Source organism: Burkholderia sp. Ac-20365 (assembly GCF_017104715.1).
Classification (GTDB): Bacteria; Pseudomonadota; Gammaproteobacteria; order Burkholderiales; family Burkholderiaceae; genus Paraburkholderia.
Map to the genome: position 1 here is coordinate 160,539 of NZ_JAAGPI010000006.1, position 15,633 is coordinate 176,171.

11 protein-coding genes are annotated in these 15,633 nt (G+C 64.2%); 1 reads left to right on the forward strand and 10 read right to left on the reverse strand.

What is annotated here, in order from left to right; all coding sequences use genetic code 11:
- Positions 1-99 precede the first annotated feature (99 nt).
- Positions 100-1,590 (reverse strand): MmgE/PrpD family protein, encoded by a 1,491-nt coding sequence (locus G3O01_RS13615; protein ID WP_205805440.1) that lies wholly within the window; start codon positions 1,588-1,590, stop codon positions 100-102.
- A 323-nt stretch (positions 1,591-1,913) separates the two neighbouring features.
- On the opposite strand from G3O01_RS13615, the gene G3O01_RS13620 reads away from it, so the two are divergent.
- On the forward strand, positions 1,914-2,645 hold the full coding sequence (locus G3O01_RS13620; protein WP_205805441.1) for a GntR family transcriptional regulator: 732 nt from the start codon (positions 1,914-1,916) through the stop codon (positions 2,643-2,645).
- Positions 2,646-2,661: 16 nt separating this feature from the next.
- Here the strand turns inward: G3O01_RS13620 and G3O01_RS13625 are convergent, their stop codons facing one another.
- The 9 genes from G3O01_RS13625 to ald all read right to left on the reverse strand — a co-directional run bounded on the left by G3O01_RS13625 (position 2,662) and on the right by ald (position 15,609).
- Complete coding sequence (locus G3O01_RS13625) at positions 2,662-3,036, reverse strand: VOC family protein (protein ID WP_205805446.1); 375 nt, start codon at positions 3,034-3,036, stop codon at positions 2,662-2,664.
- A gap of 57 nt (positions 3,037-3,093) precedes the next feature.
- Positions 3,094-3,387, reverse strand: a complete 294-nt coding sequence (locus G3O01_RS13630) for a DUF4148 domain-containing protein (RefSeq protein ID WP_205805723.1) — start codon at positions 3,385-3,387, stop codon at positions 3,094-3,096.
- A 448-nt stretch (positions 3,388-3,835) separates the two neighbouring features.
- On the reverse strand, positions 3,836-4,693 hold the full coding sequence (locus G3O01_RS13635) for a hypothetical protein (protein ID WP_205805448.1): 858 nt from the start codon (positions 4,691-4,693) through the stop codon (positions 3,836-3,838).
- Between the two features lie 42 nt (positions 4,694-4,735).
- The gene (locus G3O01_RS13640) at positions 4,736-7,195 is read right to left on the reverse strand and encodes a bacteriophage N4 adsorption protein A (RefSeq protein WP_205805451.1); all 2,460 of its coding nucleotides are present in this window, start codon (positions 7,193-7,195) and stop codon (positions 4,736-4,738) included.
- Complete coding sequence (locus tag G3O01_RS13645) at positions 7,192-9,363, reverse strand: glycosyl transferase family protein (RefSeq protein ID WP_346779183.1); 2,172 nt, start codon at positions 9,361-9,363, stop codon at positions 7,192-7,194. The genes G3O01_RS13640 and G3O01_RS13645 overlap by 4 nt, the downstream gene beginning before the upstream one ends.
- On the reverse strand, positions 9,363-11,681 hold the full coding sequence (locus tag G3O01_RS13650) for a cellulose biosynthesis cyclic di-GMP-binding regulatory protein BcsB (protein ID WP_205805458.1): 2,319 nt from the start codon (positions 11,679-11,681) through the stop codon (positions 9,363-9,365). The genes G3O01_RS13645 and G3O01_RS13650 overlap by 1 nt, the downstream gene beginning before the upstream one ends.
- A 58-nt stretch (positions 11,682-11,739) precedes the next feature.
- A complete protein-coding gene (gene wecB, locus G3O01_RS13655; protein WP_205805463.1) occupies positions 11,740-12,912 on the reverse strand; it encodes a UDP-N-acetylglucosamine 2-epimerase (non-hydrolyzing) in 1,173 nt (390 codons plus the stop codon).
- Positions 12,913-13,248: 336 nt separating this feature from the next.
- Positions 13,249-14,334, reverse strand: a complete 1,086-nt coding sequence (locus G3O01_RS13660) for a catalase (RefSeq protein ID WP_205805465.1) — start codon at positions 14,332-14,334, stop codon at positions 13,249-13,251.
- A 159-nt stretch (positions 14,335-14,493) separates the two neighbouring features.
- Positions 14,494-15,609 (reverse strand): alanine dehydrogenase, encoded by a 1,116-nt coding sequence (gene ald, locus G3O01_RS13665; protein WP_205805467.1) that lies wholly within the window; start codon positions 15,607-15,609, stop codon positions 14,494-14,496.
- Positions 15,610-15,633: the final 24 nt, after the last annotated feature.

A 15,633-nucleotide genomic window follows, 5' to 3' on the forward strand; every position in this document is an offset into this window, starting at 1 on the left:
AGGTTGACGGGTGCCTGTGAGCATGAGGGTGACCCTTGGGGCCGGGTCAACAGGATTCGATGATTCTATCGATCTGTCTTGCCGGCAACCTGACAGTTGCTACGTCGGCAAGGCCGCTGTCGCGATCTCAGCCGCGCTCTGCAATTGCTCGACGCGCCAGCACGTGTCGATTAGCGCGCGCGTTCGGTCGGGCGGCAGGATGCCGTCGGCGAGGTCCGTGAATTTCTTTTCGAGCTGCTGGTTCGTCATCGGCACCTCGGTGCTGCCGATCGCATGCTGAATGAACTTGTGCAGCTTGCGGCCATCCTTGAGCGTGATCGTCATGTCGACCTGCTCGGGCTTGATCGCGGGATCGATGATGGCATTCACCTTCTCGCGCAGCGCAATCGTCACGGGGTCGCGCACTTTTGCATCGCTGAACTGCTTTTCGCCTCCCGCGCCGTCGATGATCGCAATCGCGACGGCGTGATAGATGCTGAACTTTCCTTCGAGGCCGATTTGCGGCGTCTTCTTGCCCGTCAGTTCGATCACGAGCGGATGCACGCGCAGATCGATGCGCTCGATCTGGTCCGCCTGCAAATGGTACTGATTGCGCAGCTGGACCGCTGCATCGATGGCCGGATGAATGACGATGCCGCACGCGAATGGCTTGTACGTGTTCAGCGTCGATTCGTAGTGAGAGCCGAGACCCTCTGTGATCTCGCGATAGTCCTGCTTCGTGCTGATCGTATTCGCCCAGCCGCGCTTCGCTTCGATCATGCCGTCGGAACTCGTGTAGTTCTGGCCGGCGAGCAGCGCGGCAAAGATGCCGTTCGCGGCGGCGCGCCCCGGATTGAAACTCTTGTTCATCGAGCCGAACGATTCGCGCAGACCGACCGGTTGCGAGGCTGCGAGACCCAATGCCCAGACCATCTGCTCGACGCTCAGGCCCATCAGCTTGCCCGTTGCCGCGGCCGAGCCGAACACGCCGCAGGTACCCGTGATGTGCCAGCCGACATCGTAGTGATTCGGATACACCGAGTTGCCGATGCGCAGTTCCGTTTCGACACCCAGCACGAGTGCGTTGAGGAAGTCCTTGCCCGACACCGGATGGTATTGCGCGTACGCGAGAATCGCGGAAGCAACGGGGCCGGCAGGGTGGATGATCGTCTTCAGATGCGTATCGTCGTAATCGAAGATATGGCTGCTGACGCCATTGAGGAACGCCGCGTTCATGATGTCGAAGCGCTCGGTGCGGCCCAGCAGGTTCGCTTGCGGCGGACCCGAGAACGGCGTGAGCGCGGCCACCGCGCGATTCACCGTCTCGTCGTGCGAGCCGCCCACGGCGACGCCGACCCAGTTCATCAACGTGCGCACGCCTTCCTTGCGCGCGTCGGCGGGCAAGTCCTGATAGCGCGTCTTCACGATGAAGTCCGCGAGGATGCGCGTGACTTTCGGCGGCCGCGCGTTCATGGCGCTAGCCGCGTCGGGCGCGGAAGCCGGCTTCGCGGCGTCCTGCGATTGCGCGTACACGGTCGTGCCGCTGGCGGCCGCGGCGAACGCGCCGACGGCTCCCGTCTTCAGGAAGCGGCGGCGGTCGATGATGGACATGCGTGTCTCCTTCTGTCTGATAGTGAATGCGATGTGGAGCGCGCGGGCGGCAGTGTTCCGATTGAGAGCGGGTCACCAGTCTGCGTCTCCGTTGTCTGATCCAGTCGCGCACTGAGGCGGCGAGGAAGTGTCGTAAATGTCGACACTTTAGGTGAAGTCTAGCGGATACGCGCCTGTCAATGCAATAAAATATGCTCAAATGTATACACTTAGAGCCAACCGCGCGAGCGTGGAAAGTCTTGCCAGGAGCGGATTCGAGGCCGTCGTTTGCTAGAATCGGCGCGTGCCGTTCCGCTGGGACGGACTTCATCAGGAACACTGCGATGCATCGGAATGTCGACAGAAATGCGCTCGAAGCGGACGGCGACGCGTCGTCAGGCGAAGCATCGGCCGTCGCGGAGATCGTCGACTGGGTGGCGCGCGGCATCATCGAAGGGCGCCTGCTGCCGGGGCACGACCTGAATTCGGTCGATCTCGCGAAACGCTTCAATGTGAGCCGCACGCCGGTGCGCGAAGCGCTGTTCGTGTTGACGCGCGAAGGGCTGGTCGACTGGTCGCCGCGCCGCCGCCCGCGCGTGTCGACCGTCGAGTTGACGGAAGTGCGCGAGATCTACCAGTTGCGCGCGATCCTCTATGCGCAGGTGTCGACGGCAATCGTCGAACGTGCGACGGACGACGACATCGAAGCGCTGTGGCGCGCGCATCGGCGTCTTGCCGAGGTGGCCGCGCAGGGCGATGTCGACGGCTATTTCTGGGCGAATGTCGCTTTTCGCGACGAAGAACTGCGCGTGTGCGGCAATGGCATCTTCAAGGAAGTGCTGGACTCGATGCGCATGCGCACCAACCGCTTGCGGCGGCTTAGTACGTCGCTGCCGGGGCGCTTGCAGCGGTCTTGCGCCGATCATCAACGCCTGTGCGAGGCGTATGCCGAACGCGATGGCGTGCTGGCGGCAGCGCTGAACCGCTCGATCGTGCTGAGCGCGTTGCAGGCAATCGAAAAGGCGTGGGACGACGCGCCATTCAGCGCGAGTGCCGTGGACGCTGAACGCGACTGATGTCGGGTCGGCTCAGTCAGGCCTCGGGTTCATTGCAGACCACTTCGATGTTGTGCCCGTCCGGACCGATCACAAACGCCGCATAGTAGTTCGCGTGATATTGCGGCCGCAGACCCGGCGCGCCGTTGTCTCTGGCACCGGCATCGAGCGCCGCGCGATAGAACGCGTCGACCTGCCCGCGATTGTCGGCCTTGAACGCCAGATGAAGATGCGCCGGTTTCTCGTCGGTCTGGAACAGGCACAACGAAGTCTTGTCCTTCGCGCTGAGTTCGACGCCATACGTCGGCGTGCCTTCCGACACGATCGCTACGCCGAGCGGTTCGAGTGCCTTGAGGAAGAACGCCTTGCTCGCTGCATAGTCGCTGACTCCGAATTTGACGTGGTCGAACATGCGCGCTCCTCGCGTGTGTGGGCCCTGCTGCATTCGGGTACTTCAGTCACGCACCGTCTACCGGCATTCAGTCTGGAACCAGCGGTCCACCTGGCGCTGCGCTGCCTGCAGATCGTCTGGATAGTATGGGTCGTACCATCGCGACGGGTCGTAGCCGGCTTGCCTGAGCGCAGCCAGTTCGCTCCGGTTGCGCTGCGGCGTGGGCGGCGCGTTGTTCCGGAGTTCGGCAAGGTCACGGCATTGCGTGGGCGACAGATGGGTCGTGGCTTGCTGCATGCTGCCCGCGGCACACCCCGCCAGCGCCAGTGCCAACGTGGAAAGGATCAGCCGGGATATCGGCGAGTGCTTCATCTCACGTCTCTCGTTCATCCGTTGATTCGGTGACTGTTATACAACCATATTTATTCCGGTTGCTGGCGTATTTTGAAGCGGTTGTATCACGCGAGGGCGGCAGGCGTTGCATGCTGCCGCCCCAGGTGATTCATCAGTAGCGATGCGGCGGCGGAGGCGGCGGACGATGATGCGGCGGAGGAGGAGGACGATGGTGATGCCGGGGTGCCGGCTTGCAGCGCCGCACCTGATGTCCATGGTGCCAGTAGCGGCGGCACTCCATTCTTTGATGTGCGCTAGCCGTTTGCGGGATGCTCAGCAGTGTGGTCGTGAGCAGCGTAGCGGCGATAAGTGCTCGCATCAGCATTGATTACATTACCTCCATAGTGCGATAGGCTCCGCATCTTGCCACAAAGCGGGTTTTTGGCTCTGCGGCGATTGCATCGAATACGTGAAGACGGTCGTCCGGCTAGTGCGAAGGCGGCTGTGTCGCCTGCAATTCACGCACGAGCTGGTCCGACACATAGTGCGGACCATCGAACAGATAGACGCGATATCCGCGATACGCATCGAGTTGCGGCCGCAGTTCATCGGCGGTGGCCGCGCGCATGCCGCCGCCCGGCTGCGGCCTGAACGCCTCGGCGATGATGCGCACGCGCGCCTTGCCGAGCTTTGCCGACAACTGGTCCGCATACTGCCGCGCGATGCGCGGCTCGCGCGCATATTCGCCGCAGCCGTCCTGCAACAGCACGCCGACGTCCTGCGGCAGCCAGGACGCGAGCCATGTCGCGAGCGCATCGCCACCAACGTTCTGCCGGTCGTACACGCTGATCCACAGCGGCCGGGGCAGCGCGTCGAGCACAGGGCGCAAGGTGGCGGCCGCGGATTTCCAGCTGGGATCGAGTTCGACGGGGAAATACCAGCCGGTGATGTGCACGGGAAGCGGCGCCTGCATCAGTTGAGCGGACTCGCGCAGCAGCGCCGCCGTATCCGCACGCGCGGCGTTCTCGCCGAAGCGTCCCGCCAGTCCGACGATCACATCGCGGGCCCACGGTTCGCGCGCGATGCGGTTCCAGTCAGGCATGTTCGCGGACGCACGCATCGTCGTGCCGCCGACAAACGCGATGCCATCCACGGCTGTCCATTGCACGAGCAGTTCGTGTGCGCCGAGCTTGTCCCAGTCGCCGCGCGGATTGGCATGATCGCTATCCGGCTGCCAGACGATGCCCGCCACGGGCGGCAACGCATTGCCGTTCGCGCACGACGTGAGACACGGCACGGCAAGCGCGAGCGCAGTGACGATAGCGCGAAGCGAAGAACCGTTCATGTCGATGATCTGACGAGGTGCCGTGCCTGACGCACGCAGGCGCTAGTACGAATACACCGCACCGAAGAACACGCCCCGCGCGCGGCTGTCGCCCGCGACGCGTACGCGATACTGAACCGACACATCGACGAAAGAACGCGGCGCATCGTATGGACCTCCTCTGAACCAGAATCGCGTTGCGATGCCGGCGCCTACGCCGACGGGCACGCTGTGATCGATCGATGAATCGTAGTCCGCGCCCGCGACCAGATGCGGGAACACAGTCAGGCGCGGATCGATGCTGTCGACGCGGAACGTGCGGCCAAGTCGTGCATTCGCTGTCGCATAGGATGACGGATGCTGCACGTAGTGGCCCGCTTCACCGTAGACGATGCCCGTCCACCAGCTCGGCACGTCGATGCGCCGCTCCGTTCCGAAGCCGCCCGACCACGCCGCGCGCGCGAGCCAGTCGCCGCGCGCGCTGGAGCCGATCGGGAAAATCCGTTCGAACGCAAAGATCGCATTGGTCGACGCGAACGGCTTGACGCGCGCGCCGAGCGCAGCCTGCAACGTGGTCACGCCGGAAGGCGAATCGCCCTTCACGCCGAAGTTCTCGTAGCCGCGCGCATAGACTTCGAACGCGCGCTCGCCGAGGCTGCCGAACGGCCGCCAGTACGCTTCTGTGCCCGCCTGCCAGTTGTTCGACAGGCCCGGAGCCGGATTGGTGGCGAGCCCGTTCGCGATGCCGCCGCCGCGATAGTTGAGCGTCGTGTTGAAACCCCATTTGCGGGTTGCGTCGGCGTGTGCCTGTTGTGCATCGAGCAGGGCCTGAGGCGTCATCGGTGTCGTATTGCCGGATGCCTGCGTGCCGTTGTCGATCGCGCGTTCCAGCCACGCGGCGCCGGCTTCGTTGTGATGCGCTGCCAGTGCCGCATAGCCGGCATCGCCTGCGGCCGAAGCGGGCAGCGAGCCGTCGCGGTCGGCCTGTTCGAACGACGTATAGGCAAGCTGACCGTCGCCTGCGCGTTGCGCCAGATACGCGGTTTGCAGCGGCGTCATGCCGTTCGTCATGCCAGCGGCGATCATTGCGCGTGCTTCGCTTTTCGCCTGCGACGTATCGCCGTCGGCCACGAGTGCGTCGATCAACGCAATGCGCCGTTGTGGGTCGTCGGGGACGGCGGCCACGGCCTGACGCAGCGCGAGCACGGCGGCATGATGGTCGCCGCGCTGTGTCGCCGAACGTGCGGTACGCATCGCGTCGAAGCCGGGGTCGGCGGCATAGATATCGCACGATGCGCCGAATGCGTCGGCGTGGCAATCGAACACGGGTCTGGCGAGCGTATCGATGCTTTGTGCTTGCGCCGACATCGCGCGCTGCGCACGCAGCCGACGCAGCGCGATAGCGTCGTCCGTGTCGTCATGTTCAGGGTGGAGCGGGGCGAGCACGTCGAGCGCGGCCTGCGGACGGTTTTCGGCGAGCCATGTATCCGCGATGATCGTGCGGGCGACGCGTGTGTTTCGCATCGCCGGTCCTGCTGTTTCGTCATTGAGCGGCACGTCGAGTGCATGCGCGAAGTCATCGTCGGCGCCGGGCTCGTGCAGTGCCGCGCGCGCGTAACCGCGCAACGTCCACGCGAGCACGTCGTTATCGTCCTGTGTGATTGCCTGCGTCGCGGCCTGTTCGAGACCGGCCATGTCGTCGCGCGCAATCAGCACGTCGAATAGCTGCGTCCTGAAGTTGCGCCGCTCGGGCGCGTACGCGATCGCTTCACGCGCGAGACGTTCCGTGTCGGCGAGATCGCCTCGCTGCCGCGCGTCGAATGCGGCCGACGACGCGGCGGGCGCGAGACGCGCACCGATGAACATGCGCCGCGTGTGTAACGCTTTCGTATCGCCGAAACGGCTTGTCGCGTTCTGATCGGCTGCATACGCCTGGTCGTCGCGTCCCGAGGCGGAGAGCGCATCGATCAGCAGATAGTGCAGCCGCTCGACCTGAGGCGCCAGCGCAATGGCTCGCTTGGCTTCGACGACGGCCGTGTCGTAATCCTTGCCGGCATACGCGCGATACGCGGCGCGTGCTGCCACGCCAGCCGCGCCGGGCAGATCGCTTGCGCCGCCATCGTCGCCCGCGGCGATCTGCGCGCGACGTGCGACCAGCGACGCTTGCGGACCGAATTCACGCGTCGCGTCGTTCAACGTGCGTAGCGCATCGCTGCGATGACCGTCCGCAGCGAGCGCATTGGCGAGCAGAATGCGCAGTTCGACGACGTCAGGGCGCTGGCGGATCGCTTCATGCGCGAGCGTCACACTGTCCGCATAGCGATGTTCGCCATACGCCGCATACGCCTGCTGCGCGACCCGGTATGCCGCGCCGGACAGGCTCAAAGGCAACACTTCATCCGCAACCGCGGCACGCGCATGCCATGCAAGCACGCCCGCGATCACGCATGCGGCCACCGTTGTGCGTGAGCGTGGCGCGGACGCATGACACGGCGCGTTGAGTTTCTTCGTGCGCCGCTTCATCGGCCGTCCGCTTGTGCTTCGCGCAGACGCTGCTGCGCGGCGATCGCGCTTTGCAGCGCGGAAGGCGAGATGATGTTGCGCGCGACCATGTAATCGCCGATCCGTCCGTCGCGATCCGGGCGATAGGTGTTCAGCGCCGCTTCGAATGCAGCATGCGTCACGAGGCGCATTTCGATCAGCAGGTCGCCAAGCAACGGCACGCCGCGTGTCGCGCCTTGTTCAACAGGCGAGCGCACCGTCTCGTCGTCTTCGACGAGCGGCTCGTACACGCCGCGCAGGATGCGCAGTCCCGCTGCGACCTCGCTTTCGCGCACGATCTGCAGCGACACCGTGTGGCCCGTGACGGCGCGCAGTTCATCGAGCGCAACATCCGGCAGCAGGTTCGCTGCGATGAACACGGCATGCCCGCTCTCGTCGATGCCTTGCGGCAAGGTGCGCAGGCGCACCAGTACATCCATTGGCACCTGATTGCCCGTATCGTGCAGCAACGCCGGCGCGAGCCTGCCGCGCGGCAGATCGGCCTGAAACGCAACGGCTTCGGCGAGCGTCTCTTCGTCGAGCCAGCCGTTGGCCATCAGCACGCGTCCGAGCGGCGCTTCGCGCGCATGCTCGTCGTGCAGCGCGCGTTCGAGCTTGTCGGCGTCGATGGCCTGCCACGACACCAGCAGTTCGCCCAGGGTCTGACGCGTGTTGCGCAAGGCGTCCGTGCTGGGGAAATCGTGCATCGTCTTGTCCCACGCGAGGCGTTTGCCCGTCACCAGATGCACGAGAAAGAGGCGCCATGCGCGCAGCACCGCAAGAAAATTGATGAAGTTGCCGATCACGAGACGCGGCACCGACAGCACGCCGTGCTTCCATCCGTAGAGGCGGGTCGTGAAGATCACGCGCTGCACCACGCGCAGCGACAACGCGATGAAGTTCGCCGCGAGCAGCGTATGCATCAAAGGCGAATCGATGAACGGGGACGGAAACAGATTCGGCGTGAGTTCGAGCAGCGACGCGAGCCCGAACAGCGTGAACTGGATCACGAGCAGATAGCCGAGCATGCCGACGAACGACGTCACCACGCCCTTGCGGTCGCGCAGCAGCAGATAGCGGTTGGCGAGCGATCCGCTCCAGCCCGTCAGCGCCCAGCCTTGCAGACCGATGCCGAGCGTCCAGCGCGCCCGTTGACGATAGGCGGTGCGCAGCGTGTCGGGAAAATATTCGCGCACGCACAGCGGCATCGTTATCGTCACTTCGTGTCCCGAGCCACGGCTGAACGGTGACGTGCGGCGCAACGTGTATTCGACGGGAAAGCGCGCGAAGATCGATTGCAGTCCCATGCGCCCGATGCGCTCACCAATGTCGTAGTCTTCCGTGAGACTTTCCGTGTTGAACGGCTGCCGGTCGGTTTCCTCGATCAGCGCGAGCATCGCGCGCCTTGAAAAGCAGGTGCCGACGCCTGCTGACGGCACCGTACCGACAAGGCTCTCGCGCACCACGAGATCTTTCGCGTGCCACTCCGCGAACTCGTCCATATAGGTGCCGGCGACCAGTTCGTACCAGTCGCGTTCGAGCGACGCGACGGGCAACTGGATCATGTCCTTGCGCGGCAGCAGATAGTTGAAGAACTTCAGTTCGACGGGATGCAGCACGTCTTCGCTGTCGTGCATCACGACGCCCGCGAACTCGACGCCCGCTTCGAATTCGTAGCGGAAAATGGCCTGCACGATCCAGTTCAGACAGTCCGCCTTGCAGGTCGGCCCATCGTGCGGCACTTCCACGCGGTGCAGATGCTTGTAGCGATGCCGCATGCGCTCGACTTCGGCAATCGTCGCGGGATCGTTCTGATACGTGCCGACGAACACGCGGTACGCGCGATAGTCGAGCACGCGCACGAGGTCTTCGATCATCGCGGCGATTACGTCATGCTCGTGCCACGCGGGCACCATGATCGCGATCATCTGCTCGGCGCGCTCGTTCAGTTGCCCGACGGTCAGCGGCCGATGCTGCCGCTTGACCGTCAAGTGACGCACGGCTTCACGCGCCCAGTACCAGACGTCGATGAACAGATCGTCGAGGCTCGACAGCAGGATCAGCGCGGCGACGACAGCCGATGTGTCTTCGAGCAACTGGTAGTACTGCGCGAGCAGTACGCTGCCGTAGAAGTGAAGGGTCGCGAGTATCACGCCTTGTCCTGCGGCTTCCGGGTTGCGTTGTCGCCGCCGTTGCCATTGCCGTTCTGCGACATGGCCGCGTTGCGCGCAGCGAGCTTGCGTCGCCGGGCCATGCGAGCGACCAGGATCAGCAGCAACAGCAGCACCATCAGCGTGAACGGAATGCCCCAGCGCGCCCAGTGATGCATGACCCATTCCGTGCTGCTCGCGCCCGTTGCCGCGAGATCGTCAGGGTTCACGGTGTCGAAGCGCTTGAGCACGCCCGTCGAATCGACCACGGCGATATTGCCGCGCGACAGTTGCAGCTTGTCCGTCAGCACGGGCGACTCGCCCGCCGAGCGATAGACGATGCCGTTCGCGTCGCCCGAACTCGCAACGCTCAGCACCGCGAGCCGCGTGAGGCCGGACACGTCGATCAGACGGTCGCCCTGCGCCGACTTGAGCGACAGGCGGTCGGCGGAGAACGAGACGGGATCGTGCTCGTCGGCGAGCGGCACATCGGCGGCGAGGAACGGGCCCGATGGATTCGCGCTGGCGCCGTTCGCGACCACGCTGAACTTCGCGGGCAACGGCGCGACGCCTGCCGCGCCTGTCAGCACGGCGAGACGCGGCACGCTGTCGACGGCATTGTCCAGATACGACTGCGGCACGATGACGGTCGCCGACGACGCATAGCGCGCCGCCATGCCGACGAAATCCTTGCCCGGCGTGCCGTCGGCGAGCTTCAGATAGCTGCTCGGCAGCACGGCGACGGGGTACGACTGACGCGCCTGGCAACCGGCATCCGGTTGACGTCGGAACGTGACGCGCAGGTCGTTGCTACGCGCGAGTGCATAGCGTGGAATTTTCAGGCTCAGACGCTCGCGCTTGCCGTCGATATCGAGCAGCTTTGCGCCGATCATCACGTCGTTGAAATAGACGGTCGCGGTCGCCGCGCCGTTCGACAACGTAGGCGACGTGGCGAGATCGAGCACGACTTCGTCGGGCAGCTTGCCGTTGCCCGAGGCCGCGGCGAGATCGAAGCTCGCTTCCCACGCGGCGGTCGAATGCACGTCGACGCTGCGCGGCTCGCCGCCGAGCTCGGACAGCAGGATCGCATCGCCATGCGTGCGCTCGCCCGTATCGATCTGATGGACAACCACGCGGCGCGATATGTCGATGGATCGCCAGCTGCGCGCGAGCACCGCAACGCCCGCGTTGTCGCCAACGACGATCACCGCCCGCCCGCCGTAGTGCGCGACGCGTACTTCGCCTGCTGCGAGCGGTGCGACGAGCTGGCTGGCAGTGTGTTCGCGCCACGCGTCGAACGAAGGCAGCATTGCAGCCGACGATTGCGCGATCTGTGCGCGCAACGCATCGAGCGCCGCGTTGAACGAAGCACGCAGCGCCTCGTCCGCGACGATCACGTCGGGACCGAACACGCGACGCGGCGCGAGCGCGAGGATCGCGCCGAGTTCTGCCGCGTTGGCGACCGGGTGTTGTTGCGCGTCGGGCGCGGAGGCGGAGGCGGAAGCGGAAGCGGCGAGCGCGTCGAACGCCGGGATACCGCGCAGCGATGCCGGTATCGCGAGCGACGACAGGTCGACGTTCGAACCGACAGCAGGCATCGCCTGCGTCAACGGACGCTTGCCGTCGCGCTGCAACAGCGCGTCGGTGCGCCACGCGTTGTCGAGGGAAGCGGCGGTGAGGCTGCGGCCCGCGATCGTCAGCACGGGCACGTACGGCAGGGCGCTCCACGCGGTGCGGATGTCGCGCACGTTGGCGGGATCGAAGCGGTAGGTGAGGCGCGTCGATGGGTCCACGCGCAACACGTTGCCGATCGCGGTCTGATCCGTGCAGACGTTGTCGTTGATGACCGATGCGTAGCCGAGACCGAGCCGCACGAATCCCGCCGAACGCGGTGCGCCATCGACGCCGAGGTCGATCGTCACGCCGCCTTCGGATTTGTCGAGTGCGCGTGCGGCCACGGGCGAGCCGTCGAGCGACACGAGCATCGTCGTGCGTCCGCCGTCGCCGCGTACATAGCCGCCGTCGAATTGCAGGCTTGCGTCGGTGAGCGGCACGTCGGCGGGGACGGGCAGGAAGAATTCTCTGCGCGTGTCGGGTGCCGTCAGCGTGACGGCGCTCAGCAGGCCGAGCTGACGCAGCGTGACAGTGCGCGTTTCGATCACGCTCTGGTTCAGGCTGTCGAACGCACCGGCGGCGAACGATGGCACGGAGCACATCGCAACCGCGACGAGCGCGAACGGGCGGATACAGGAGCCAACGGAATAGCGGGCAAGCGCGGGACGGGCACGCGCGATGCCACGGCGTAACGTGTCGATCATCAGGTCGGAGTCTCGTCGGACGAAGTTGAGCAGTGCAGTGCTGTCGACGTGCAGGCGATCAGGCCAAAGCAGCGAGCGGGGCGACGTCGGCGGGCGGCGCGAATTCCTCGAACGCGCGCCCGGCCAGCGCGGCGACGATCCGCTGCGAAGCGCGGCCATCGCCATAAGGGTTCACGCGTCGCGCGAAGGCGGCGCGCGCGTCGGGATCATCGAGCAGATATGTGACCGCGCCGACGATCGTGTCGCGCCGGGTGCCGACCAGCTGAACGGTGCCCGCTTCGATGGCTTCGGGCCGCTCGGTGGTGTCGCGCATGACGAGCACCGGCTTGCCGAGCGCGGGCGCTTCTTCCTGCACGCCGCCCGAATCGGTCAGCACGAGCGTGGCGCACTGGAGCAAACGGATAAAGCCCGCGTAGTCCTGCGGCTCGATCAGATGCACGTTGCGAACGCCGTTCAAGGCATCGCGCACGGGGCCGAGCACGTTCGGATTCAGATGCACTGGATAGACGATCTGTACATCGTCACGTCGCGCGATATCCGCCAGCGCCGCGCAGACATTCGCGAGCCCGGCGCCGAAATTCTCACGGCGGTGCCCGGTGACCAGCACCAGATGCTTCATCGGATTGATAAAGCGGAAGCGCGAATCGAGACTCGTGCAAAACGGCGGATTGTGCTCGATGCGGCGGACCATCGAATGCAATGCGTCGATCACCGTGTTGCCCGTCACATAGACCTTGCCCGCAAGCGTTTCGGCTGCGAGGTTCGATTTCGACTGGCGCGTGGGCGCGAACAGCAGATCCGCAACGACGTCGACGACGCGCCGGTTCGCTTCTTCAGGCCACGGGTGTTGCAGGTCGCGCGTGCGCAGGCCGGCTTCGACGTGCGCGACAGGCACGCGTGAATTGAAGGCGGCGATCGCAGCGGCCGAGGCTGTCGTCGTGTCGCCGTGCACGACGATGCGATCGGGCCGCACCTGCGCGATCACATGGTCGAGCGAGGCGATCACTTTCGATGCCACGCCGTTGAGCGTCTGGTTCCCCGTCATCAGCGCGAGATCGAAATGCGCGCTGATACCGAATGCAGTCAGCACCTGATCGAGCATCGAACGGTGCTGGCCGCTCAGACACACGATGGGTTCAATCTCGGGGTCCGCCTGCATTGCGCGGATCAAAGGCGCCATCTTGATGGCTTCGGGCCGCGTCCCAAATACCGACATGATCTTCTTTTTCATTTTTCATTACGGTCGTTATGCGTATTGCACGGCATATTAAATTGCCGCGTAAAAGCGCAAGCGCGTAATGTGTAAGAAAAATTTTCAAACAGATGCGGTATTTATGCCATGTGGCGAGCGGCGCCAGGAAGCGTTTTCCCGGTAGAAAATGGGGCGGGAAAAATAATTGATTTAATAAGGAATGAATTGCTGACGGGTTAAAGAGCCGCAATGGAATTTTTGCATGGTTTGATTAAAGTTTTAGCAGATTGCGGCTTTCAATTCGTCGATATGACTCTGAACGATTTAACGATTTAACCTGGTCAATTCAGAGTCAAACACATCGGACGTTCAAATTTAACGGGTCTTGTCGATCAGTGCGCGTGCCTGTTCACCCGACATCAGCCCGCGGTCCTTGCGGTTGGCCGCGCTTGCCGCATACACCGCTTTGCGCGCATGCGTGATACCGAGCGGCTCGAATCCATTGCCCGGATTGAACGCCATCTGATTGATGGCCGCCTCGTCGTCCGTGGAAGGGGCCGATGAAATCTCGAGTTCCCCGATCACGACCGTCGGCGCTTCCCAAACAATCGACGCGTCGTTGACGGGCGTGTGCTTTTCGTCGGTGAAGAGCTGTACGGCCAGTTGCCACTTCAGCGCGCCCTTGCCGACGCGGTTGAGCAGATCGTCGCGCAGATACTGCTCGCCATGCGGATCGCCATCAGTGCCGGGCACCGTGTCGGGATGCGGTTGCAATGCGTATTTGAAGGCAGCATCGCCGAGTTTGACGACCGAGCCCCAGAACGTCTCCGTCGTGAGGCTCGCCACCTTGTGGAGCTTCGTTGCTTCGGCCAGGATGCCGAAGGAGCGCGCCGCCTCGACAGGTCCGAGCTTGTGGCTGAACGTGTCGGCGGTCGCCTTGCCGACCAGTCCCGTCAATCCCCCTTCTATCTGCGCGATGAGCAGATCGGCGATTTCCATGAAGGTTGTTGCGTCGCGTGTGTGCGATCGGCCGCCTTCGTTGGTCGCGAGCAGATCGGTTTCTGTGCCTTCGGGCGTGAAGAACTTGATGGCGACGCCGCGCACGTCGGCCTCGGTGTCCGCGAAAGGACAGGGCTGTCCGTTCGAAAAACGGCATGCCGCGCGATACTGGAGCGGCGCGCCTGAGTTACCGCGGTTTGCGAAAGGACCGGCTGCCAGCGCCTGCGGCACCGTGTCGAAGATGCGCAGCGTACCGAATGCGCCCATCAACTGCTTCTGATGCTGCCCCCTGTCGATACGTCCGTTCAAGCCCGTCTTGCTGCTCGACGCAATCGATTCCTGTTGTGCGCGAATCTTGCCGACCAGCGTGGCGAGCGTGTCCGGTGTGTCCGGGCGGTCTTCCCATCCCGTGCCGATGGCTGACGGTTGTCCGCTTGCACCAGGTGACGTTTCGTTTGCCATGATCGCCTCCGAACAGGTTCAATGCGCTACGCGTGCATACGTACACATTGATAGGCGCTCTTGCCCGTCTGTGCAAGGCCGCAAGCGGGCATCGCAGGCAGCGTCGCAACGGTTCGCGGTCACCACCGGCAACCGCGAACCGCGTTATAGCAAACATCGTCACGCGACAAGCGACGCCGCATCCTCGCAAACATAACCCAGCGACGCCGCCACTTCCGGACACGTCACCTTGCCGAACGCGACGTTGAGGCCATGAAGCAGATGCACGTTTTCGCCGAGCGCCTTGCGCCAGCCATTATTCGCGATGTCCAGCACGAAGGGCAGGGTGGCGTTGTTCAGCGCATAAGTCGAAGTATTGGGCACACCGCCCGGCATGTTGGCGACACAATAGTGGACGACTTCGCCGACCTTGTAGGTCGGTTCCGCGTGCGTAGTGGGCTTTGCTGTCTCGCAGCATCCTCCCTGGTCGATCGCGACATCGACGATCACGGAGCCTGGGCGCATCTGCTCGACCATCTTGCGCGTGATGAGCTTGGGCGCGGCCGCACCCGGCACCAGCACGCCGCCGATCACCAGATCGGCATCGAGCACATGCTGTTCGATATTGTCCCGGTTCGAATACACGGTGATCACGCGCGCGCCCAGCAGACGGTCCATGCGCCGCAGCGCCTCGACATTGCGGTCGATCACCACCACCTGTGCACCCGTGCCGACAGCCATCTGCGCGGCATTGCTGCCGACCACGCCTGCGCCGAGAATCACGATCTTCCCGGAAGGCACACCTGCGACGCCGCCGAGCAAAATGCCTTTGCCGCCATGCGCGCGTTCCAGGCAGAAAGCGCCCGCCTGAATGGACATGCGGCCCGCCACTTCCGACATCGGCGCGAGCAAGGGTAATCCTCCGCTCGCCTGCGTGACCGTCTCGTAGGCGATACACACCGCGTTGCTCTTCACGAGGTCCGCGCATTGTTCCGGATCCGGCGCAAGGTGCAGGTACGTGAAGAGAATCTGCCCGTCGCGCAGCATTGCGCGCTCGCGTGCCTGCGGCTCTTTCACCTTGACGATCATGTCGGCGCTGGAAAATATCGCTGCGGCGTTGGCCGCGACTTGCGCGCCCGCCGCGCGATACGCGTCATCCGATGCACCGATACCCGCACCCGCACCTGTCTCTACGCTCACGGTGTGTCCGTTCGCGACGATCTCACGCACTGAAGAGGGTGTGAGACCGACGCGATACTCGTGATTCTTGATCTCCTTCGGAACGCCGATGTGCATATTGCCTCCTGTATGGGACTGCAT

Excerpts from the sequence above, each read along its gene's own strand:
- G3O01_RS13615 (WP_205805440.1), bottom strand. The coding sequence starts at position 1,590 with ATGTCCATCATCGACCGCCGCCGCTTCCTGAAGACGGGAGCCGTCGGC.
- G3O01_RS13620 (WP_205805441.1), top strand. The coding sequence starts at position 1,914 with ATGCATCGGAATGTCGACAGAAATGCGCTCGAAGCGGACGGCGACGCG.
- G3O01_RS13625 (WP_205805446.1), bottom strand. The coding sequence starts at position 3,036 with ATGTTCGACCACGTCAAATTCGGAGTCAGCGACTATGCAGCGAGCAAG.
- G3O01_RS13630 (WP_205805723.1), bottom strand. The coding sequence starts at position 3,387 with ATGAAGCACTCGCCGATATCCCGGCTGATCCTTTCCACGTTGGCACTG.
- G3O01_RS13635 (WP_205805448.1), bottom strand. The coding sequence starts at position 4,693 with ATGAACGGTTCTTCGCTTCGCGCTATCGTCACTGCGCTCGCGCTTGCC.
- G3O01_RS13640 (WP_205805451.1), bottom strand. The coding sequence starts at position 7,195 with ATGAAGCGGCGCACGAAGAAACTCAACGCGCCGTGTCATGCGTCCGCG.
- G3O01_RS13650 (WP_205805458.1), bottom strand. The coding sequence starts at position 11,681 with ATGATCGACACGTTACGCCGTGGCATCGCGCGTGCCCGTCCCGCGCTT.
- wecB (WP_205805463.1), bottom strand. The coding sequence starts at position 12,912 with ATGAAAAAGAAGATCATGTCGGTATTTGGGACGCGGCCCGAAGCCATC.
- G3O01_RS13660 (WP_205805465.1), bottom strand. The coding sequence starts at position 14,334 with ATGGCAAACGAAACGTCACCTGGTGCAAGCGGACAACCGTCAGCCATC.
- ald (WP_205805467.1), bottom strand. The coding sequence starts at position 15,609 with ATGCACATCGGCGTTCCGAAGGAGATCAAGAATCACGAGTATCGCGTC.